Here is an 18,628-nt window from a genome sequence, read left to right as displayed (position 1 = left end):
AAAGTGCGTTCTGGTTACTGGCCGACGCGCCGGTCCAGCGACTGACTGACACGCTCCTCGCTCCACGCCCAGAGGTCCGCAGCGAGGCCGTCGTCGCGGGCCGGCTCTGCGGGGTCGACCGGCCGGCAGTCCCGGTAGTACGCGCCGCTCTCGACCGTCTCGGCGGCCGCGAGGAACGTCGGGGTGACGGCGGCCGACGCGGCCGAGTCGACTCTCCCGAAGGTCAGCGGCCGGGGCAGCAGCGAGAAGACGCGCATGACGGCGCGGACGGGCAGCGAGCTGTTCCGCCAGAGCCCGCTGTCCGGCACGAACCCCGGGTGGCAGGCGACCGCGTCGGGCCCGTCGAGGCGTCGGGCGAGCGCTCGGATGAACAGGGCGTTCGCGAGCTTCGACCGCGAGTACGCCGCGAACCCGTCGTAGTCGGCCAGCGAATCGAGTTCGTCGACGTCGAGGTCGGCGCGCCGGTGGACCTCTGACGAGACGGTGACGACGCGTCCGCCGCCAGTGAGGTGGTCCCGAAGCGCGGTAGTCAGAGCGAACGGCGCGAGGTGGTTGACGTGGAGCGTCGCCTCGACGCCGGCGTCCGTCAGCCACCCGTCGTCGAAGTGCGCGCCGGCGTTGTTCACGAGCACGTCGAGTTCGTCGGTCCGGTCGCGGACGGCCTCTGCGAGGTCCGCGGCGGCGTCGAGGTCGGCGAAGTCCGCTCGCAGGAACTCGCTGTCGACCCCCAGATCGCGGAGCTGATTCGCGACCGCTTCGCCCCGGTCGCGGTCGCGGCCGTGCACGAACACGTCAGCGCCCAGGCGGCCGAGCGAGAGCGCGACCTCGCGGCCGACGCCGCCCGTCGCACCCGTGACGAGGACCGTCTGGCCGGTGAGGTCGCGGTGCCGGACGCTCGCTCCGTCTTCCGGTCGCATACGTACGCCTTCGGCTCGGGGGTGGTCAAACCCCCGCTCCGTGGTACCGCCGAGCGCCGGCTACCGGACGACTGTCACCGGCACGGGCGCGTTCTCCACGACCTTCGTCGCGACGTTCCCCACGAGCAGCCGCTCGCGGAGACTGCTGCTGTGGCTGCCGAGCACGACCACGTCGTGGTTCTCGGCGTGCTCGACGATGACGCTCGCCGGCTTCCCGAGGCCGATTTCGGCGTCCGCGCTGACGCCGCACTCGTCGGCGAGTTCGCGGGCGGGACCGAACACTTCCTCGGCTTCCTCGAGGATGGCCTCGTCGAGGTCGTCTTCGAGTGCGAGTTTCGCCGCGGACCCCATCATCGGGGACGCCTCCCCGGCGACGTACAGGAGCGTGATGTCGTCGTCGCCGTGGACGTCGAGCGCGTACTCTAGCGCGCGGGTCGCGAGCTCCGAACCGTCGACCGGCACCAGGACGCGTCGAACCATGGCCGTGGTACTGTCTGACGAGGGATAAACTAGCGCGTCAGAATCCCCAGATGGGGAGGAAGCGGAACGCGAGGTACGCGCCGACCGTGCCGACCAGCGGAACGAGGTTCTGCATCGCGATGACTCGGACCGTCGTCCCGGGGTCGAAGAGGTCGCCCGCACTCGGGATGTCGGCGGCGTCCTCCTCGCCGATGGCGGGCACTTCCTCGTCCGCGTCGTCGGCGGCCAGCCCGCCGACCGACACCTGTACGTCCGAGTCGCCCTGCATCACGCCCTGTACGCTGACGGGCCGGGTCGCCCGCCCCCAGCCGAGGCCGACGATGCTCACCGTCGCGATGACGACGAAGCTCGCCGGGATGCCGATTGCCGACAGGAAGATGACCAGCGTCGCGCTCACCGACGCCACCACGATGGCCGCCGTGAGCGGGAGTTCCGTGATGTCGCTGCCCATCGTCTCCAGCGTGCGGCGGGCGATGGTGAACGCGCCGAGCCCGACCGCCGCGCAGCCGATGAGGATGGCGGGGTTCATCTCGATGACGCCGCTGCCGACCAGCGGCGCGATGGCGTTCGCGATGTTCGACGTGCCCGAGGAGAACGCCATCAGGCAGCCGATGCTGATGACCGTGATGACGCCGTACAGCTCTCGGCGGTTCGTCGTCTCCTCCGCCCGAGGAACCGGAATCGCGCCGGAGCGGTCGACCTCCAGCAGCGGCGGGTCGCTGCGCTCCATCGCGACCCGGCGGTGCAGGCGAGCGTAGAAGTACCGGCCGATGATGAGCGACACCCAGAACCCGATGACCGGCGCGACCACCCACCAGATGGCGATTTCGCCCATCACGGCGACGTTGAGGGCGTCCCGGGCGAGCCCGAGGCCCGCGATTGCGCCGACGGCCGTCATCGACGTGGAGGCCGGCACACCCGCGTAGTTCCCGACGAACAGCGCCAGCCCGATGAAGAACAGCACGCCGATGCTCGCCTCCAGCGTGAAGATGCCGGGCTGGCTGACGAGGTCCGACCCGAGCGTGTCGACGACTCGCCGGCCGAGCGTCCACGCCCCGATGAAGAAGAACACCGTCATCAGGCCGGCTGCGGCGGGCTTCGACAGCGCGTCCGCGCCGACCGCGGGGCCGAACGCGGGCCCCGTCGTCGACCCGCCGACGTTGAAGCCGACGAACACCGCGACCACGAGTCCAGCGACGAGGAGGACGCTAACCATGCTGGGGCCTCCGTGCCCGGGTGACGGGTCCGGTCACGACGCCACCTCGCTGCTGGCGTCGTCGTCCTCGTCGTCTTCGTCGTCGCTGTGCTCCGCTTCAGCGAGGCGTTCGTCGACAGTCTCCTCGACTTGCTTCTCGACGGTCTCGCTCACGGTCTCCTCGACCTGCTTCTCGACGGACTCCTCGACCTGCTTCTCGACAGATTCCTTGACCGATTCTTCGACGGACTCCTTCATGGACTCCTCGACAGATTCCTTGACCGATTCTTCGACGGACTCCTTCATGGACTCCTCGACAGACTCCTTGACGGACTCCTCGACGGTCTCGCTCACTGTCTCGTCCACAGTCTGCTCCACGGTCTCGCCGACCGTCTCGTCGACTGTCTCTTCGACGGTCTCGCTCACCGTCTCGTCCACAGACTCCTTAACCGATTCCTCGACGGTCTCGCTCACTGTCTCGTCGACTGTCTGTTCGACCGTCTCACCGACGGTTTCCTCGACGGTCTCGCTCACCGTCTGCTCGACCGTCTCCCCGACAGTCTCGTCCACGGTCTGTTCGACAGTTTCGGTGACTGTCTCGTCGACTGTCTGCTCGACCGTCTCCCCGACAGTCTCGTTGACGGTCTCCTCGACAGTCTCACTGACCGTCTCGTCGACGGCCCGGGTCATCCACTCGGGGTCGAAGCGCGCCATCTTCCACGCGATGTGGAGGACGTACGCGATCAGCACCCCGAACCCGAACGCCAGCCCCGTCTGGGTGCCGACCTGCAGAATCAGGCCGACGGCCGCGAACAGCAACACCCCGTACGCGAGGTCGGTCAGGCTGTCGACGCGACTCGGATTCACGATACCACCACTCCCGCACCTGTCTCGTGCGAGACCCGTTGCAAGCGGCGATGTGACGTACTCGGCGACAATGTTGTTGCCAGATACCATCCCGAGTGGGATAGTGATTCCGATGGGGTGGACGGCATCCGAAACGCGTACCCCGACAGACCGACACCTCGAAGCCATGAAAGGCGAACCCGAAGTCGCGGTGCTGCGGTACGGCCACCGGCCGGGTCGCGACGACCGTATGACGACCCACGTCGGGCTCACTGCGCGCGCGCTCGGAGCCGACCGAGTGCTGTTCCCGGACAACGCCACCCAGTCCGCGGAGACCGTCCGGGACATCACCGGCCGGTTCGGCGGCCCGTTCGACGTGGAACTCACCGGGGAACTGAACGCGACCGTCGAGAACTGGGGCGGCGTCGTCGTCCACCTCACGATGTACGGCGAGCGCGTCCAGGACGTGGAAGGCGACGTGCGTGACGCTCACCGGAACGAGCCCCTGCTGGTCGTCGTCGGCGGCGAGAAGGTGCCCGGGGACGTGTACGAGGCCGCCGACTGGAACGTCGGCGTGACAAACCAGCCCCACAGCGAGGTCGCGGGGCTCGCGGTGTTCCTCGACCGACTGTTCGACGGCCGCGAACTCGAACAGGACTACGAGAACGCCGAGCGGCGCGTCGTCCCCGAGGAACTCGGGAAGCACGTCGTCGACGTCGGGGACGAGGACGCCGCTGATAGTGGGGCCACCGACGGCGGCGATTAGCTGCCGCCCGCGGTCAGCAGACGGAGTGGTCGCAGCAGACGCGAGAGCGCGCGCCGTGGCCACGACACCACAGAATCGGTCGCCGACCACTCGCCGTCGCTGCGCCGGTAGCGTCGCTTGTGAGCATTGTCTGGGTCAGTGGGTTCGTCGCCGACTGCATCGACGACGCCCGCTGTCTCCAGCGCGTCGAGGTCGTCCTCGACGGACGCCACGGGCCGGTCGAGCTCGGCAGCAATCGCTTCCGGCGTGGTCGCTCCGTCGTCTATCGCTCGCCCGACTTCGCCGAGACTCCGGAACGCCCGCAACTCGGACGCGAACCCGCCGTCGGCGAGGCCTGCTAGCTCGTCGGCTGTGTCGTCTCCCGGCGACTCACTCGCGTCGGGATGGCCGGCGCGACGCGCCGTCCAGCCGTCGAGGAGGAACCACGGCCCCGCGACGAACGCGACGACAGCCAGCGGCGGTGGAGCGGAGCCGACGCCCGCGAGAGCCCACCACCAGCCGCCGACGGCGACGAACGCCGCACCGAAGGCGAGGTGGCGGACGGCAGTGGGTGTCCCGCGGTGGTCGGCGTAGTCGGTGGCAAGCGTCGTCCCCGACGCGGCGACGACCACCGCGACAGTCATCGGCCAGGACTCTCCGAACGCGAAACGGAACACAACGGCGAGGACGACGGCGGCAACCGCCGTCCGTCGGAGGGTGCCGTCACGGTACGCGGCGGCGAGGAACCCGGTCACAGTGACACTAAACGGGAACCGGCCACTAAAGCCGTTCGTGGGCTCGCAGCGACCGCGAACGCCCCCGGAGTGACAAGACTTAATGGCGCGCCGGCCGCCGTTTCGAACAATGGCTTTTGAGGACCTACTCGACGACCCCGTGGTGCAGAAGTACCTCCACGAGCTGGTCGGCCCGAAGGGGATGCCGGTAGCGGTGTCCCCGCCCGACGGCGAGGTGACGGACGAGGAGCTCGCCGAGCGACTCGGCCTGGAGCTCAACGACGTGCGGCGCGCGCTGTTCATCCTCTACGAGAACGACCTGGCGACCTACCGCCGGGTCCGCGACGAGGACTCCGGCTGGCTCACCTACCTCTGGACGTTCGAGTACGAGAACGTCCCCGGGAACCTCCGGGAGGAGATGGACCGACTGCTGGAGGCGCTCGTCGAGCGCCGCCAGTACGAACTCGACAACGAGTTCTACCTCTGTGAGGTGTGCTCGATTCGCTTCGAGTTCGGCGAGGCGATGGACCTCGGCTTCGAGTGTCCGGAGTGTGGCTCCGCGGTCGAGGCGATGGAGAACACGGACCTCGTCGAGGCGATGGACGAACGCATCGAGGACCTCCGGTCCGAGCTTGCGGTGGAGGCCTGATGGTCGTTCTCGCGACGAAGCTGTACGTCTCGGGCGACGCCCGGGAGAGTGCGCTCGACGGCCTGCGGTCGCTGGTGAACAACGACGTCGGCGACCTCGACGTGGACGTCGAACTCGGAGTCCGACACGACGACTTCCCGACGGTGACGCTGGACGGCCCCGACGAGGTGGCGGCGCGGAACGTCCTCGCGGAGACGTGGGGCGAAATCACGCCCGAGTTCGAGGCGGGCGAGACCTACGTCGGCACCTTGGAGTCCTGGGACGACGACGGCTTCGTGCTGGACGCGGGCCGTGACGTCCGCATCCCCGCGGACGAACTCGACCTCGGGCCGGGGTCGCCGAGCCAGATTCGGGAGCGCTTCGGGCTCGTGCAGCACGTGCCGATGACCTTCGAGTACGGCGGCGACGACTCGTCGTCGCTGGCCGACGCGGAGCGCGACCGGCTCTACGACTGGACGCGCGGCTCGGGCCGCCTGAACGTGAACAGCGCGACCCGCGGCCAGGTGCGGGCGACGGTGAACCGAGCCGGCCACGCTCAGGACATCGTGACCGTCGAACGCCTCGGTCTCCTCGAGCAGAGCGTCGTCTGCAAGGACTCGACGGACCCGCCGGGGCTGCTCGCCGCCGTCGGCGAGCACCTCCGGTCGGAGCTGCTCGCAGTCGTTCCATGAGGAAGGTCTGGGTCGCTCTCGCGGTCGTCGCGCTCGCGGTCAGCGCCGGGTGTCTCGGCGCTGGCGGCGGTGGCGGGCCGTCCGACGAACGGCTCGCCGAGAACGCGACCTACGAGTGGAACCAGACCGTGGACGTCCACGTGAACGTCACCGACGGCCAGTACGCCGTCGTCGCGGGCGTCGACAACAAGAGCAAGGTGCGGTTCACCCGCAGGGGCGGCTTCGGTGGCCGGAACCCGCTGCCGATTTCCGCCGTACAGTTCCGGTACCCGAACGGCACCGTGGTCGACAGCGAGGACATCGACGTGTCGACGAAGGACGCCCGGACCGTCGTGACGTTCCCGCAGGACAACGGAACGTTCGCGTACACGTCGCCGGCGGGCAGCCGAAAGGCGACCGTGCAGGTCGGCTTCGAGGGCTCGCACGAACTCGTGCTGCCGCCGGGGATGCGCGTGTCCTTCCCGGTTCTCGGGTACGTGGAGCCCGGCGGCTTCGAGAAGTCCGTCGAGGACAACCGCGTCAACGTGCGCTGGGAGTCGGTGGACGCCCGCAGTATCGACACGCGGTACTACCTCGACCGCGACCTCCTGCTGTTCGGCGGCGCTGCGGCCGTCCTCGGGCTCGTGGCGGTCCTCGGCGTCGTCTACTACCGGCTGCGCATCCGGCGGCTGGAGGACGAACGCGAGGACGCCGGCCTCGACCTCGAGAAGTAGGGGGCTTTTCTCCCGGGAGCCCCAACGGCGGGGCATGCAAGTGGCGCTGGTGACGGTCGGTGACGAGTTGCTCGCCGGCGACACGGTGAACACGAACGCGGCGTGGCTCGGCGAACGACTCGGCGAGCGCGGCGTCACCGTCGGCCGGACGGTCGTCGTGCCGGACGACGTGGACGCCATCCGCGAGGAAGTGAGCCGGCTCTCGGAGCGCTACGACGCCGTGCTCGTCACCGGCGGCGTCGGCCCGACCCACGACGACATGACGATGGACGGCGTCGCCGCAGCGTTCGACCGACAGGTGGGCGAGCACGAGGAGGCGCTCGCGTACTTCGACCGCCACGACACGTACGCCGCCGAGGACCTCACTGAGGGGACGACTCACCTCCCCGAGGACGCGCGGCTGCTGGAGAACCCGGCCGGCGTGGCACCGGGCGCGGTCGTGGAGAACGTCTACGTGCTGCCGGGCGTCCCCGACGAGATGAAGGGGATGTTCGAGACGGTCGCCGGGGAGTTCGCCGGCGAGGGCACGCACGTCGAGGAGGTGGTCGTGGACGCGCCGGAGAGTTCACTCATCGACGCTGTCGCGGAGCTCCGGGCGGAGTTCGACGTGACAGTCGGCAGCTATCCGGGCGAGGAGGTGCGCGTGAAGATACAGCACCCGGACGCCGAGACGGCGCGGGCTGCCGCGGACTGGTTCGAGGAGCGCGTTCAGGAGGAGTGACGCGACGACGCTGCGGCGCTCAGCGGTAGAGGTACGCCATCCAGCCGACAGTCAGTACGAGGCCGAGAACCGTGACGACCCAGCCAGTGAGGTTCGGTGGGAGCGACGAACTCGCTTCGAGTGGCGTGAACATACGCGTTCGTTCCGACGGCTCGGTCTTTAACGCTTGGTTCCGGCAGCGCCGGGCGGCCCCGTCACGCGTCGTGTTCGTGGACGAGCGCGATGATGTCTCGGGCGTTCACGTCGGCGTCGTCGTCCAGAGAGACGAGGTAGCCGGTGGCTGGCGCGGTCGGCACGTGAACGACAGACCCCCGGTCGAACAGCCGAACGGTCGCGCCCAGGTCACCGAGTTCGTAGAGCCGCTCCTGGTAGTCGCTCTCCAGTTCGTTCAGTGCGAGCTCTTCGGCGATGGCGTCGAGGTCGCCCTCGTCGTAGGCGTCCTGGAGTTCGTCGCGCACGTAGTCGAAGGTCCACTCGTCGGCGCTGTGGTGGCCGACGGTTCGGAGTGAGTCGCCGACGTGGTCGTGGAGTGCGTCGACGAGCTCGGTCGCAATCCCAGCCATACTGCCAGACTCCCCGGGAGCCCTTTCACGGTTTCGACCGCGACGACCGCGTGGCTTTTCGGCCCGCAGTCCGACTCTCGGGTATGCGTACTGTCGGCGTCGTCGTCAACCCCATCGCCGGGATGGGCGGCCGGGTCGGCCTGAAGGGAACGGACGGGAAGGTCGCGGCGGCCCGCGAGCGCGGTGCAGAGCCGCGGGCTCCCGAGCGCGCACGGGCCGCACTCGTGGCACTGCGCGACCACGCGCCCGAGACGCGCCTCTTGACGTTCGGCGACCCGATGGGGGCCGCCGAGGCGCGGGCGGCGGGCTTCGACCCAGACGTCGTCGGTGAGCCAGCGCGCGCGCCGGACACTGCCGCGGAGACGACCGCCGAGGACACCCGGGCGGCCGTCGCGGCGTTCGTCGACCGCGGAGCCGACCTGGTCCTGTTCGTGGGCGGCGACGGAACCGCGACGGACGTCGCCCAGGCGCTCGACGACCTCGACGCGGACGTCCCCGTGCTGGGCGTCCCGGCGGGAGTGAAGGTGTACTCGTCCGTGTTCGCGGTGCGGCCCGAGGCGGCCGGTCGCGTGGCGGCCACCTTCGAGGAGACGGAGACCCGAGAGGTGAGTGACATCGACGAGGACGCGTACCGGGACGGCGAGGTCCGGACCCGTCTCCGGGGCGTCGTCGAGGTGCCGGTCGCGGAGGACCTCCAGTCCGCCAAGCAGGTCCACTCCGGGAGCACGGGCGCGCTCGCTGCAGGGGTCGCGGCGAGCGTCGAGGACGGCGTGACGTACGTGCTCGGTCCGGGCGGGACCGTCGGCCGAATCGCCGAGGAACTGGGCGTCGACGGCTCGCCGCTGGGCGTGGACGTCTACCGGGACGGTGAACTCGTCGTGCAGGACGGCAGCGAGAACGAGATTCTCGGGGCGCTCGGCGACGAGAACGTCGTCTACGTCTCCCCCATCGGCGGCCAGGGGTTCGTGTTCGGCCGCGGGAACCACCAGATATCGCCCGCGGTCATCGAGCGCAGCGAGGTCCGGGTCGTCGCCTCGCCCCGCAAACTCGACGAGACGGGCGTGCTGCGCGTGGACACGGGCGACGAGGGCGTCGACGAGTCGCTACGCGGCTGGACGAACGTGCGAGTCGGTCGCTTCGAAGAACGAATGGTGAAAGTCGTCTGAGCTGCCGCCGCTAGTCGTCTTTCATCGACTGCAGCTGGTCGATGAGTTCGTCGCTGTCGGCCTCGGAGTCGAAGGAGATCTCCCCGTCGTGGTCGTTCTCGTGGACGCTGACCCCTCGGTCGTCGTCCGTGTCCACGCTCTGGTCCTTCTGTTCGGACTCGTCGTAGCTACCAAAACCCATACTCGACCCCAGGCGCGGCCCACGGAAAAGTACGCCGCATTCCAGCGCCCTTGTCCGTGTATAAGGTCTCGTGGGAAAAACTAAGGTGTGGGGTCTCGTCGGGTGACACATGGAGACACGGAAGGTCCAGCGGCTCGGACCGTCGACGCTCGCCATGACGCTGCCGGCGGAGTGGGCGCGCAAACAGGATGTCGAGAAGGGCGACGAGGTCACCGTCCGAGAGAGCGGGAAAGGCTCACTCGCGGTCACGCCCGAGTCCGCACACGGCGAGGACACCGAGGCGACCATCCACGCCGAGAACTTCGACGCCAGCGCCGTCGAACGAGCTATCGTCGGGCAGTACGTGCTCGGCCGACGCGTCATCCACGTCGAGAGCGAGGACGCCCTCGACTCCGCGCACATCAACGCCGTCTACAAGGCCGAAACCCAGCTCATGGGTCTCGGCGTCGTCGAGGAGACACCGAACCGCATCACAATCCGGTGCTCGGTCGACCCCGAGGACTTCGACCTCGACAACCTCCTCGAACGCCTCGAGAACACGGGCTCGACGATGCGCGGCGAGGCCGTGAAGGCGCTCGCCCACGGCAACCCTGACCTCGCGCAGCGCGCGCTCAACCGCGAACGCCAGGCGAACAAGATTTTCGTCCTGCTGCTGCGGCTCATCTTCACCGCGTTCGACGACCCGAGCCTCGCTCGGGCAGTGGGCCTCGACGACGGCTTCCCGCTCATCGGCTACCGGAGCGTCGCGAAGAACCTCGAACTGGTCGCGGACAACGCCGAGGACATCGCGGAGATCGTGATGGAGGCCGACGGCCACACGCTCGACGTCGACCAGGGGACGATGCGGCGCATCCGCGAGTTCACCGACAAGGTCGACGACGTGACGGCGAACGCGGTCGCTGCGGCCGTCGACCGCGACTACGACGCGACCGTCGAGGTCCGCGACCAGTTCGCCGAAATCGAGGACCGAGAGGCCGAGATTCTCGCCGACCTCCCCGAGATGGGCAACGACGACCTCTTGGAGGTCCGCGAGGTCCTGGTGAGCCTCCAGCAGTCCGCTCAGTACTCGATGCGGAACGCCGAAATCGCCGCGAACCTCGCGCTGAACGAGCAGTCCGACCACACCACCATCAACTGAACGTGGGCTGCTCGACGGTCTCCCTCCAGTAGGCGTCGGAGACGTACTCCTCCCGTACCGCCCGGTGTCCGAGCAGCTTCGCGACTCGGCCCACTGTCGCCCACAGCACGCGCTGGACGACGTGCGGCGCGACCTGTAGTCTGGTCTCTGCACTGAGGGCTTCACTCGACACGAGTGCGTACAGCGGTCCCGGTTCGCCGTACTTGTCGTCGGAACCGAACGTGCCCTCGTGGTCGAGCCCGGAGACCGTGTACTGCGTCAGGACCGTCTTCGCCCACGGCGGCTCGACGCGGAACGCGACGACGCCGTCGGTCTCGTTCGCGAAGTTGTGCGGCACGCCCGGGTCGACGGTGTACGACTCGCCGGGCCCGAGCGTCCGCGGGTCGCCGTCGACGGTGACGGTCAGTTCGCCCCGCAGTGCTTCGAACGTCTCGTCGCGAGTGCGGTGGACGTGGGGCGGCAGGACAGTGGCGTCCGGGCCGAGCCAGAGCACCATCTCGGGGCGGTCGGCGTCCGGGTCGTCGAGCAGCACGGACCACGTCCGGCTCCCGGGGGCCGACGCGAGTGCGTGTGGCGACTCCCGTAGCAGGTCGGCAGCGCGGCTCTCCGGGTCGAGTTCCAGAGCGGGGCCGGCAGTCGGCTCACCGTGCGCGTCGAGCGGGCGACCGGTCGTGTGGAGGGACACACCCCAGAACCGCTGCGGCGTCGGAAAAGCGTTCGGGCCCCTTCGCTCACGGTCCCTTCTCTGCGGTCAGCGGACGCTGGACCGCCAGTGACGCGGGGAACCCCGGGTGTTCGACGAAGTGCCAGACGAGCATGTGGCGTCGCGAGCCGGTGACGCAGTCCAGGTCGTCCGCGACGAAACGCTCGGGCAGGCCGTCGAAGACGCGCCACAGGTCATCGAAGGACTCGAAGACCGTCGAGTTCCCCGTGGTCTCGGCCGCGCGGCGTTCGACCACGTAGCTGCCGTCCGACCGGTAGACGCCGGTCGTCCGACCGAACGACTGGCGCTCGGTCAGCGCGTCACCGACCGCCGACCGCAGTTCGGCGGCGGCAGCCCGGGAGAGCACGAGCCGGTCGCCGTCGACCGACAGCTCGACGCCGTCGTCGGTCGGTTCGGCGTCGACCGAGTCGCTATCCGAGAACGCGACCAGGAGCGCTGGCACTCCGTTCCATACCCGAGCCGTGTCGACGAACCGTGAAAAGTGATTGGCTACCCTGCCAACGGTTCGCGTCCCAGCAGTCTGTTGTCCTCGGTGCCCGGCGGCGAGTAGAACGAATTAAGGCACGGCACCGACAATCTCGCGGCATGACGACTCAGTCTGCCGACGAGACGGACATGGGTGTCGGCATCGGCATCGTGCTCGGGTTGGTCACGGTCGCCGCCGCTGCGTACGCCTTCGTATCGCCGGGACAGTTCCAGACCGCAGTCGGGTTCGGTGCCGCCGTGACACTCGCTGCTACGTCTGTCGCTGCCATCCACATCTGGGGGTAGGCGGAAAACCGTTAAGCCGACGAACCACCTAGTGGCGACAATGAGCGACTACACCGACGAGGAACGTCGCATCCTCGACTACCTCCGGGAGAGCGTCGACCGGGGTGAGCGGTACTTCCGTTCGAAGAACATCGCCGAACACCTCGGACTCTCCTCGAAACAGGTCGGTGTGCGACTCCCGGAACTCGCCGAGAAGAGCGAGGAGGTCGACATCGAGAAGTGGAGCCGGTCGAAGTCCACGACCTGGCGGGTCGAACCCGCCTAGACCCCCGGAATCGGCGGCTTTTTGCTGGCGGACCCGGAAGTGCCGGTATGACTGTTCGGGTCGAGCGCACGTTCGAGTTGTCGGTGTCGCCCGCGGACGTCTGGGCGTTCATCTCCGACCCGGAGAAGCGCGCCGACGCAATCAGTGTCGTGGACAGCTACACGACCGGTGGCGACACGACGACGTGGCACGTCGCACTCCCCATTCCGGTCGTCCGCAGCACCATCGACGTGGAGACCCGCGACGTGGAAGTCGACCCGCCGACGTTCGTGAAGTTCGTCGGGAAGTCCGGCATCTTCAACGTCACCGGCGAGCACGAGATCCACGAAGTCGAGGGCGGCGGGTCGACGCTCACGAACCGGTTCGTCGTCGACGGCAAGGTTCCGGGTGTCGAGCAGTTCTTCAAACGGAACCTCGACGACGAACTCGACCGCCTCCAGCGGAAACTGGAGGAGGACGGGAAGACCGGTGGCGACTGAGATGCGGCTCGCGCTCGCCCAGCTCGACGTCGAGGCTGCGGCGGTGGACTCGAACCTCGACCGCGCCGAGGACGCCATCCGGGAGGCCGCCGCCGAGGGCGCGGACCTCGTCGCGCTCCCCGAACTGTTCGACGTCGGGTTCTTCGCGTTCGACTCCTACCAGCGGGAGGCGGAAGGTCTCGACGGCGAGAAGCTGACGCGGATGCGGGAGGTCGCGGCCGACGCCGGCGTCGCGGTGCTGGCCGGCAGCGTCGTCGAGGACCTCGCCGAGTCCGAGGGCGGGCCTGCCGACGACGGGCTGGCGAACACGAGCGTGCTGTTCGACGCGGACGGCGAGCGCCGCCTCGTCTACCGGAAACACCACCTGTTCGGCTACGAGTCGGCGGAAGCCGAACTGCTCGTCCCCGGCGAGTCCGTGCCGACCGCGGACCTGCTCGGGTTCACCGTCGCGACGACGACCTGCTACGACCTCCGGTTCCCCGAGCTCTACCGCGACCTCGCCGACGACGGCGTCGACCTCGTGCTCGTCCCGTCCGCGTGGCCGTACCCCCGCGTCGAGCACTGGAAGCTGCTCCCGAAGGCTCGCGCCGTGGAGAACCTCGCGTACGTCGCCGCCGTGAACGGTGCCAGCGACTTCGGCGACGACGCGCTCGTCGGTCGCTCGGCCGTCTACGACCCCTGGGGGACGACGCTCGCCGGCACCGGCGAAGACCCCACCATCGTCTACGCGGACCTCGACCCCGAGCGCCCCGCGAGCGTCCGCGAGGAGTTCCCCGCGCTCCGCGACCGCCGGCGCTGACGGTGCTCCTCACTGAGTCGCTGTGTCGTCTCCACTCCACCCGCCGGGATACGTGAATTTAAGTACGGGCGAGCACTACTCGTTACTGCCGGAAGCGACGCTTTTCTCGTCGTGACGGCAACAACGCTCCGCGCCCGCACCCACCGCCACCACCGCGCGGCCGCGACTCCGGGACTCGCGGCCGCGCACTCGGCGTCCACCTCCTCTCCCATCCTCGGCCCGCCCAAAGACGTTTCACGGCAGCGCCGGTACCGTCGCGGCGTGCCGTCCAGAGTGACACGCCGCGCCGCCCTCACTGCCACCGCGAGCGGTCTCGCAGCCTTAGCTGGGTGCTCCGCGCTTGGGGGCAGTGGCGACGGCGGCGACGACCGGATGGAGTTCGCGCTCGACACGTTGCTGGCCACCAACAAGGACTCGGTCTCTCACACGCTCCACCTGCAGGTCTCCTACGACGGCGACCCGATATTCTGGCAGTCCTACGACCTCGGGACGGAGGGCAACGACAGCGACCCGCCAGCCGACCTGCTGGCTGACCACGACTGGCCCGAGGAGCCAGGGACGTACGCAGTCCGCGCCCGCGTCGACGACGCGGAGACCTGGGAGACCTTCACCGAAGTGAACAGCCGCGACTGTGCGGTCCTGTTCCTCCACATCGTCGAGGGCGGCGGCGTCGCCGCGCTCAGCAAGGCCGACAGTTCCTGCGACGAGGGCGAGGGGTGACGAGAACCGGCTCCGGGAGCCGAGCGAAGCCAGCGTCACCTGGCACGGACGCGCCGCCGGCCCGAATCCGTGGGCGCTACCGTCAGTCGTCCTGCGTCTTGCTGTCCGCGTTAAGCCCCTGGCCATCTGGGTGTCCGCCAAACCCTCCCTCGGCACTCGGTATCCTCGTGCCTCGGTCGCCCCTGGAGATTCCGCTAGGCGCGGAGATGCCCGCCGGCTTCAGTCGTCCTGGGTCTTGATGTCCGCGCTGAGGCCCTGCGCCATCTCGATGTCCTTCGAGTTGTTGAGCGTCCAGGCGGTGCGCTCGGTGACGGCCTCGATGACCTCGCGGGCGCTCGGGTAGCCGTTCCCGGACTTCTTCACGCCGCCGAACGGCAGCTGGACCTCCGCGCCGATGCACGGGAGGTTGCCGTACGCGAGGCCGACTTCGGCGTTGTCGCGGTAGTAGTTGATCTGTCGGTAGTCCTCGCTGATGACGGCACCGGCGAGACCGTACGGGGTGTCGTTGTGGATTTCGACGGCGCGCTCGATGTCACCGGAGTACTCGATGAGCGCGACGTGCGGCCCGAAGACCTCCTCCTTGATGGAGCGCAGGTCCGGGTCGTAGTCGACCTCGTAGACGAACGGGCCGACCCAGTTGCCGTCCTCGTGACCCTCGGGAATCTCGTCGTCGCCGAGCTCCGTGCGGTCGACGAGGACGTTCTTCGCCTCCTCGCGAGCGAGGTCGTTGTACTTCTGAATCTTCTCGACGTGCTCCGGCTCGATGGCCGGACCCATGAACGTCCCCTCGTCGAGCGGGTCGCCGACGGCGACGTCTTTCGCGACCTCGACGTAGCGCTCCTTGAACTCGTCGTAGACGTCCTCGTGGACGATGAGGCGCTCGCTGGAGACGCAGCGCTGGCCCGTCGTCTTGAACGAGGACATCACGGCGGAGTGGACGGCGATGTCGAGGTCCGCCTCCTCCGTGACGACGATGCCGTTCTTCCCGCCCATCTCACAGGCCGCGAGCTTGCCGGGGTCCTCGGCGACCTTCTGACCGACCTCCTGGCCGACCTCCGCCGAGCCGGTGAACAGCACGGTGTCGACGTCGTCGTGGTCGACGATGCGGGCACCGGCGTCGCCGAAGCCCTGCACCATGTTGAACACGCCCTCGGGGATGCCGGCGTCCTCGAACATCTCGGCGATGATCTGGCCGCACCACGGCGTCTGCTCGGCGGGCTTCCAGACGACCGTGTTGCCCTCGACCAGCGCGACGGCCATGTGCCAGAACGGGATGGCGACCGGGAAGTTCCACGGCGTGATGCAGCCGACGACACCCCGGGGCTTCCGGCGCATGTAGGCGTCCTTGTCCGCGATTTCGGACGGTACCACGTCGCCCTTCGGGTGGCGGGCGTCGCCGGCCGCCCACTCGACCATGTGCCACGCCTCGGCCACGTCGGCTTTCCCCTCGGAGATTTCCTTCCCGCACTCCTTGGTCACGACTTCGCCGAGCTCCTGGTGGCGGTCCTTGAGTTCGTGGTAGATGTCCCAGAGGTACTCCGCACGCGCGATGCGGGACATGGACTGCCACTCGTCCTCGGCGGCGTCGGCGGCCGCGATTGCGTCCTCGATGTCCTCGGGCGTGCCCTGTCGGAACTCGCCGAGGGTCTCGCCGTTGGCCGGGTTGGTGCTCTCGAAGGTATCGGTGCCGTGGCCGTCCACCCACTCGCCGTCGATGTAGTGCTGGTACGTCATCGGCAAAACCTGCGTGGCACACGGTGAAAAAGATAGGCCTTCCATGGGCGGGAGGGCGACGCCCCACCGTGGTCACTGCTATCGTGTCGCGTCCTCGGCGTCGGTGGCTGCCTGCTCGATCTGGCCGGCGAGCGCCGCGGCGTCGAAGGAGTGGTCCGGCCGCATCTGCACGAACCCGAGGAAGTCCTGGGCGCGCAGCAGCGCGTCCGCCGGTCCGTCGACGTCGTGGGCGTCGTCGTCCACGCTGTAGTGTTCCAGTGCGGGCCGAACCGTCGTCTGCGCGCCGACGAGTGGCTCCAGGGCTGCGAGCGCACACGCCAGGTCGTAGGCGCGGGCGTCCGCGATGCCGTCGCCGTCGACGTTCGTCGCGTCGATGAAGTAGAGGTCACCGCCCGACACGAGGACGTTCTCCGCGCGCAGGTCGCCGTGTGTGACGTCGTTAGCGTGCATCACGGACAGCGACTCGAACAGCGCGGACGCGTGCTCGGCGACCTCCTCGGCGGGCAGTTCGTCGAGCGGCGCGAACTCCGGGATGTAGTCGAGGACGAGCACGCCCAGCCCATCAACCTCGAAGGCCTCGATGGGTTCGGGGGCGTTCACGCCGAGGTCGCGGAGCTTCCGCGTGGCGTCGAGTTCGTGTTCGGCCATCTCGACGGGGCCGTCGAACGCCTCGAAGAACCCCTCCGTCCCGCTGGAGAACACGCCGAGGTTCCGGGCACCCGTGAACAGCGCGTGGACGAGCGCATTCTGCCCAGTGACGACTTTGACGAACCAGCGGTCGTTGACGACGCAGGGCGTCGACAGCCAGTTGTCCGCGTCCATGAAGGAGACGCGGACGGTGTCCTGGTCGTAGCGCTCGCCGAGCTCGCGGGCGACCGCCTCCAGGGAGTCCCACGGGACGGTGCCGCGGGCCAGCCGTCGGATGCTCACACCGCTACTTCGAGGGCCCGTGACATAGGTCCGGCGACCACCGCTGCAGGGCGACGGGTCGCCACCGCGGACACCGACCCGAACCCCGGTGCGTTCCACCGACCAGTTCTCGCGAGTGGCGTGCCCGCGGCCGCCCACGCGTTCTGAAGCCCGAGTGGCTCGCTGGACGTAGCCCCGAGTGCGCCGGCCGGAGCGCTACGGTGTCACACACCGGGTTCCGGTGTGTTTATGCAGCCGGTGGCAAATTTTGTCCCATGGACTTCGACCTCCCCGACGAACACCGGATGATTCGGGACACCGTTCGGGAGTTCTGCGAGGAAGAGATCGAGCCGATCGCGTGGGACATCGAGGAGGAGCACCGCTTCCCCGCGGAAATCTTCGACGAGCTCGCCGACCTCGACATGATGGGGGTCCCGGTCAGTGAGGAGTACGGCGGCCTCGGCGGCGACCAGCTCATGTACGCCACCGTCACCGAAGAGCTCGGTCGCGTCTCGGGCTCCATCGGCCTCTCGTACGCCGCGCACGTCTCGCTGGCCTCCAAGCCCATCGAGCTGTTCGGCACCGAAGCACAGAAAGAGGAGTGGCTGCGCCCGCTCGCGGAGGGCGAGTACCTCGGGTCGTGGGCGCTCACGGAGCCCGAGAGCGGGAGCGACGCAAGCGACATGGACACGATGGCGGAGAGAGACGGCGACGAGTGGGTGCTGAACGGCACCAAGCAGTTCATCACGAACGCCACGGTCGCCGGCAGCGTGCTCGTGAAGGCCGTCACCGACCCCGAAGCCGGCTACGACGGCATCTCGACGTTCATCGTCGACCCCGAGGCGGACGACGGCTTCGAGGTCACGACCGAGTGGGACAAGATGGGGCTGAACGCCTCCCCGACCTGCGAAATCAAGCTCACCGACTGCCGAATTCCCGAGGACCGGCTGCTCGGCGAGGAGGGCGACGGCTGGGAGCAGACGAAGAAGACCCTCGACGGCGGCCGCATCTCCATCGCCGCGCTCTCGACGGGGCTCGCGCAGGGTGCCTACGAGTCCGCGAAGTCCTACGCGACCGAACGCGAGCAGTTCGGTCAGCCCATCTCGCGGTTCGACGCCATCCGGAACAAGCTCGTGGACATGCACCGGAAGACCGAGCGCGCCCGCCTGCTCACCCACCGAGCCGCCTCGAAGTACGACAACGGCGAGTCAGTCACCCGCGAGTCCGCACTCGCGAAACTCGACGCCAGCGAGGCCGCCCGCGAGGTCGCCGAGGACGCCGTCCAGACGCTCGGCGGCTACGGCTACACCACTGATTTCGCGCCCCAGCGGTTCTTCCGCGATGCGAAACTGATGGAAATCGGCGAGGGAACGTCCGAAATCCAGCACCTCGTCATCGGCCGCGAAATCGGACTGTAGACTGCGTCCGGTCGCTGCGGGCCGCCGCTCTGGCCGCTTCTGATTCCGTGTCGAGTCTGCTCCGAGACCTCGTGGAGCTCCACCCAGTAG

Annotated in this window: 24 protein-coding genes; 13 read left to right on the top strand and 11 right to left on the bottom strand. The window is 68.6% G+C overall.

The window, feature by feature from the left end; all coding sequences use genetic code 11:
* Window positions 1–14 precede the first annotated feature (14 nt).
* From BMW35_RS03295 to BMW35_RS03280, 4 genes are read right to left on the bottom strand one after another with little or no spacing between them, the layout of a single operon-like run.
* Window positions 15–917, bottom strand: a complete 903-nt coding sequence (locus tag BMW35_RS03295; protein WP_089667975.1) for an SDR family NAD(P)-dependent oxidoreductase — start codon at window positions 915–917, stop codon at window positions 15–17.
* 60 nt (window positions 918–977) lie between these two features.
* Entirely contained in the window at window positions 978–1,397 is a 420-nt protein-coding gene (locus BMW35_RS03290) for a universal stress protein (RefSeq protein WP_089667974.1), read from the bottom strand.
* A 37-nt stretch (window positions 1,398–1,434) separates the two neighbouring features.
* Window positions 1,435–2,613 (bottom strand): inorganic phosphate transporter, encoded by a 1,179-nt coding sequence (locus BMW35_RS03285; protein ID WP_089667973.1) that lies wholly within the window; start codon window positions 2,611–2,613, stop codon window positions 1,435–1,437.
* A gap of 33 nt (window positions 2,614–2,646) precedes the next feature.
* Window positions 2,647–3,459: a hypothetical protein gene (locus tag BMW35_RS03280; protein WP_089667972.1), complete on the bottom strand. Its 813-nt coding sequence runs from the start codon at window positions 3,457–3,459 to the stop codon at window positions 2,647–2,649.
* Window positions 3,460–3,625: 166 nt separating this feature from the next.
* Between BMW35_RS03280 and BMW35_RS03275 the strand changes: the two genes are divergently transcribed.
* Complete coding sequence (locus BMW35_RS03275) at window positions 3,626–4,204, top strand: tRNA (cytidine(56)-2'-O)-methyltransferase (protein WP_089667971.1); 579 nt, start codon at window positions 3,626–3,628, stop codon at window positions 4,202–4,204.
* Here BMW35_RS03275 and BMW35_RS03270 read toward each other — a convergent pair.
* Window positions 4,201–4,938, bottom strand: a complete 738-nt coding sequence (locus BMW35_RS03270) for a hypothetical protein (protein WP_089667970.1) — start codon at window positions 4,936–4,938, stop codon at window positions 4,201–4,203. The two genes, BMW35_RS03275 and BMW35_RS03270, sit on opposite strands and share 4 nt — an antisense overlap.
* 109 nt (window positions 4,939–5,047) lie before the next feature.
* On the opposite strand from BMW35_RS03270, the gene BMW35_RS03265 reads away from it, so the two are divergent.
* Genes BMW35_RS03265 through BMW35_RS03250 form a run of 4 tightly spaced genes read left to right on the top strand, consistent with a single transcriptional unit; the run spans window position 5,048 to window position 7,671 of the window.
* The gene (locus tag BMW35_RS03265; RefSeq protein ID WP_089667969.1) at window positions 5,048–5,566 is read left to right on the top strand and encodes a transcription factor; all 519 of its coding nucleotides are present in this window, start codon (window positions 5,048–5,050) and stop codon (window positions 5,564–5,566) included.
* Complete coding sequence (locus BMW35_RS03260) at window positions 5,566–6,237, top strand: DUF2110 family protein (protein WP_089667968.1); 672 nt, start codon at window positions 5,566–5,568, stop codon at window positions 6,235–6,237. Before BMW35_RS03265 ends, BMW35_RS03260 begins: the two co-directional genes overlap by 1 nt.
* On the top strand, window positions 6,234–6,950 hold the full coding sequence (locus BMW35_RS03255; protein ID WP_089667967.1) for a DUF5803 family protein: 717 nt from the start codon (window positions 6,234–6,236) through the stop codon (window positions 6,948–6,950). The genes BMW35_RS03260 and BMW35_RS03255 overlap by 4 nt, the downstream gene beginning before the upstream one ends.
* Before the next feature lie 34 nt (window positions 6,951–6,984).
* Window positions 6,985–7,671 (top strand): competence/damage-inducible protein A, encoded by a 687-nt coding sequence (locus tag BMW35_RS03250; protein WP_089667966.1) that lies wholly within the window; start codon window positions 6,985–6,987, stop codon window positions 7,669–7,671.
* A gap of 194 nt (window positions 7,672–7,865) precedes the next feature.
* Here the strand turns inward: BMW35_RS03250 and BMW35_RS03245 are convergent, their stop codons facing one another.
* Window positions 7,866–8,234, bottom strand: coding sequence for a DUF7522 family protein (locus tag BMW35_RS03245; protein WP_089667965.1), 369 nt, complete (start codon window positions 8,232–8,234; stop codon window positions 7,866–7,868).
* An 83-nt stretch (window positions 8,235–8,317) separates the two neighbouring features.
* Between BMW35_RS03245 and BMW35_RS03240 the strand changes: the two genes are divergently transcribed.
* Window positions 8,318–9,400, top strand: coding sequence for an ATP-NAD kinase family protein (locus BMW35_RS03240; RefSeq protein ID WP_089667964.1), 1,083 nt, complete (start codon window positions 8,318–8,320; stop codon window positions 9,398–9,400).
* A gap of 10 nt (window positions 9,401–9,410) precedes the next feature.
* Here the strand turns inward: BMW35_RS03240 and BMW35_RS03235 are convergent, their stop codons facing one another.
* The gene (locus BMW35_RS03235; protein ID WP_089667963.1) at window positions 9,411–9,581 is read right to left on the bottom strand and encodes a DUF5786 family protein; all 171 of its coding nucleotides are present in this window, start codon (window positions 9,579–9,581) and stop codon (window positions 9,411–9,413) included.
* A 109-nt stretch (window positions 9,582–9,690) separates the two neighbouring features.
* Between BMW35_RS03235 and BMW35_RS03230 the strand changes: the two genes are divergently transcribed.
* Window positions 9,691–10,719 carry a phosphate signaling complex PhoU family protein gene (locus BMW35_RS03230; RefSeq protein ID WP_089667962.1) on the top strand — a complete coding sequence of 343 codons (1,029 nt, stop codon included), beginning with the start codon at window positions 9,691–9,693 and terminating at the stop codon, window positions 10,717–10,719.
* On the opposite strand, the gene BMW35_RS03225 is transcribed toward BMW35_RS03230, so the two are convergent.
* Together BMW35_RS03225 and BMW35_RS03220 are read right to left on the bottom strand one after the other, a co-directional pair.
* A complete protein-coding gene (locus tag BMW35_RS03225) occupies window positions 10,712–11,404 on the bottom strand; it encodes a cupin domain-containing protein (protein WP_089667961.1) in 693 nt (230 codons plus the stop codon). The two genes, BMW35_RS03230 and BMW35_RS03225, sit on opposite strands and share 8 nt — an antisense overlap.
* A gap of 46 nt (window positions 11,405–11,450) precedes the next feature.
* Entirely contained in the window at window positions 11,451–11,885 is a 435-nt protein-coding gene (locus tag BMW35_RS03220) for a DUF7528 family protein (RefSeq protein WP_245708123.1), read from the bottom strand.
* A gap of 143 nt (window positions 11,886–12,028) precedes the next feature.
* On the opposite strand from BMW35_RS03220, the gene BMW35_RS03215 reads away from it, so the two are divergent.
* The 5 genes from BMW35_RS03215 to BMW35_RS15250 all read left to right on the top strand — a co-directional run bounded on the left by BMW35_RS03215 (window position 12,029) and on the right by BMW35_RS15250 (window position 14,477).
* Window positions 12,029–12,214, top strand: coding sequence for a DUF7525 family protein (locus tag BMW35_RS03215; protein WP_089667960.1), 186 nt, complete (start codon window positions 12,029–12,031; stop codon window positions 12,212–12,214).
* Window positions 12,215–12,254: 40 nt separating this feature from the next.
* Window positions 12,255–12,479, top strand: coding sequence for a DUF7123 family protein (locus BMW35_RS03210; RefSeq protein WP_089667959.1), 225 nt, complete (start codon window positions 12,255–12,257; stop codon window positions 12,477–12,479).
* A 47-nt stretch (window positions 12,480–12,526) separates the two neighbouring features.
* Window positions 12,527–12,958 carry an SRPBCC family protein gene (locus BMW35_RS03205; RefSeq protein WP_089667958.1) on the top strand — a complete coding sequence of 144 codons (432 nt, stop codon included), beginning with the start codon at window positions 12,527–12,529 and terminating at the stop codon, window positions 12,956–12,958.
* A gap of 1 nt (window position 12,959) precedes the next feature.
* Entirely contained in the window at window positions 12,960–13,757 is a 798-nt protein-coding gene (locus tag BMW35_RS03200) for a carbon-nitrogen family hydrolase (RefSeq protein ID WP_089667957.1), read from the top strand.
* 111 nt (window positions 13,758–13,868) lie between these two features.
* A complete protein-coding gene (locus BMW35_RS15250) occupies window positions 13,869–14,477 on the top strand; it encodes a hypothetical protein (RefSeq protein WP_143052139.1) in 609 nt (202 codons plus the stop codon).
* 219 nt (window positions 14,478–14,696) lie between these two features.
* Here the strand turns inward: BMW35_RS15250 and BMW35_RS03190 are convergent, their stop codons facing one another.
* Together BMW35_RS03190 and BMW35_RS03185 are read right to left on the bottom strand one after the other, a co-directional pair.
* Window positions 14,697–16,211, bottom strand: a complete 1,515-nt coding sequence (locus BMW35_RS03190; RefSeq protein WP_089667955.1) for an aldehyde dehydrogenase family protein — start codon at window positions 16,209–16,211, stop codon at window positions 14,697–14,699.
* Window positions 16,212–16,289: 78 nt separating this feature from the next.
* Complete coding sequence (locus BMW35_RS03185) at window positions 16,290–17,141, bottom strand: RIO1 family regulatory kinase/ATPase domain-containing protein (RefSeq protein ID WP_089667954.1); 852 nt, start codon at window positions 17,139–17,141, stop codon at window positions 16,290–16,292.
* A gap of 254 nt (window positions 17,142–17,395) precedes the next feature.
* On the opposite strand from BMW35_RS03185, the gene BMW35_RS03180 reads away from it, so the two are divergent.
* Entirely contained in the window at window positions 17,396–18,538 is a 1,143-nt protein-coding gene (locus BMW35_RS03180) for an acyl-CoA dehydrogenase family protein (protein WP_089667953.1), read from the top strand.
* Window positions 18,539–18,628 lie beyond the last annotated feature (90 nt).

This window comes from Halobacterium jilantaiense (assembly GCF_900110535.1).
Taxonomy (GTDB): Archaea; Halobacteriota; Halobacteria; order Halobacteriales; family Halobacteriaceae; genus Halobacterium; species Halobacterium jilantaiense.
This window is presented reverse-complemented; position numbering and strand designations above follow the sequence as displayed.

What these genes read in the sequence shown, in the direction of transcription:
- BMW35_RS03235 (WP_089667963.1), bottom strand. Translation starts at nt 9,581, where the DNA reads ATGGGTTTTGGTAGCTACGACGAGTCCGAACAGAAGGACCAGAGCGTG.
- BMW35_RS03250 (WP_089667966.1), top strand. Translation starts at nt 6,985, where the DNA reads ATGCAAGTGGCGCTGGTGACGGTCGGTGACGAGTTGCTCGCCGGCGAC.
- BMW35_RS03240 (WP_089667964.1), top strand. Translation starts at nt 8,318, where the DNA reads ATGCGTACTGTCGGCGTCGTCGTCAACCCCATCGCCGGGATGGGCGGC.
- BMW35_RS03260 (WP_089667968.1), top strand. Translation starts at nt 5,566, where the DNA reads ATGGTCGTTCTCGCGACGAAGCTGTACGTCTCGGGCGACGCCCGGGAG.
- BMW35_RS03190 (WP_089667955.1), bottom strand. Translation starts at nt 16,211, where the DNA reads ATGACGTACCAGCACTACATCGACGGCGAGTGGGTGGACGGCCACGGC.
- BMW35_RS03230 (WP_089667962.1), top strand. Translation starts at nt 9,691, where the DNA reads ATGGAGACACGGAAGGTCCAGCGGCTCGGACCGTCGACGCTCGCCATG.
- BMW35_RS03295 (WP_089667975.1), bottom strand. Translation starts at nt 917, where the DNA reads ATGCGACCGGAAGACGGAGCGAGCGTCCGGCACCGCGACCTCACCGGC.
- BMW35_RS03200 (WP_089667957.1), top strand. Translation starts at nt 12,960, where the DNA reads ATGCGGCTCGCGCTCGCCCAGCTCGACGTCGAGGCTGCGGCGGTGGAC.
- BMW35_RS03215 (WP_089667960.1), top strand. Translation starts at nt 12,029, where the DNA reads ATGACGACTCAGTCTGCCGACGAGACGGACATGGGTGTCGGCATCGGC.
- BMW35_RS03275 (WP_089667971.1), top strand. Translation starts at nt 3,626, where the DNA reads ATGAAAGGCGAACCCGAAGTCGCGGTGCTGCGGTACGGCCACCGGCCG.
- BMW35_RS03285 (WP_089667973.1), bottom strand. Translation starts at nt 2,613, where the DNA reads ATGGTTAGCGTCCTCCTCGTCGCTGGACTCGTGGTCGCGGTGTTCGTC.
- BMW35_RS03265 (WP_089667969.1), top strand. Translation starts at nt 5,048, where the DNA reads ATGGCTTTTGAGGACCTACTCGACGACCCCGTGGTGCAGAAGTACCTC.
- BMW35_RS03255 (WP_089667967.1), top strand. Translation starts at nt 6,234, where the DNA reads ATGAGGAAGGTCTGGGTCGCTCTCGCGGTCGTCGCGCTCGCGGTCAGC.
- BMW35_RS03210 (WP_089667959.1), top strand. Translation starts at nt 12,255, where the DNA reads ATGAGCGACTACACCGACGAGGAACGTCGCATCCTCGACTACCTCCGG.
- BMW35_RS03290 (WP_089667974.1), bottom strand. Translation starts at nt 1,397, where the DNA reads ATGGTTCGACGCGTCCTGGTGCCGGTCGACGGTTCGGAGCTCGCGACC.
- BMW35_RS03205 (WP_089667958.1), top strand. Translation starts at nt 12,527, where the DNA reads ATGACTGTTCGGGTCGAGCGCACGTTCGAGTTGTCGGTGTCGCCCGCG.
- BMW35_RS03245 (WP_089667965.1), bottom strand. Translation starts at nt 8,234, where the DNA reads ATGGCTGGGATTGCGACCGAGCTCGTCGACGCACTCCACGACCACGTC.
- BMW35_RS03180 (WP_089667953.1), top strand. Translation starts at nt 17,396, where the DNA reads ATGGACTTCGACCTCCCCGACGAACACCGGATGATTCGGGACACCGTT.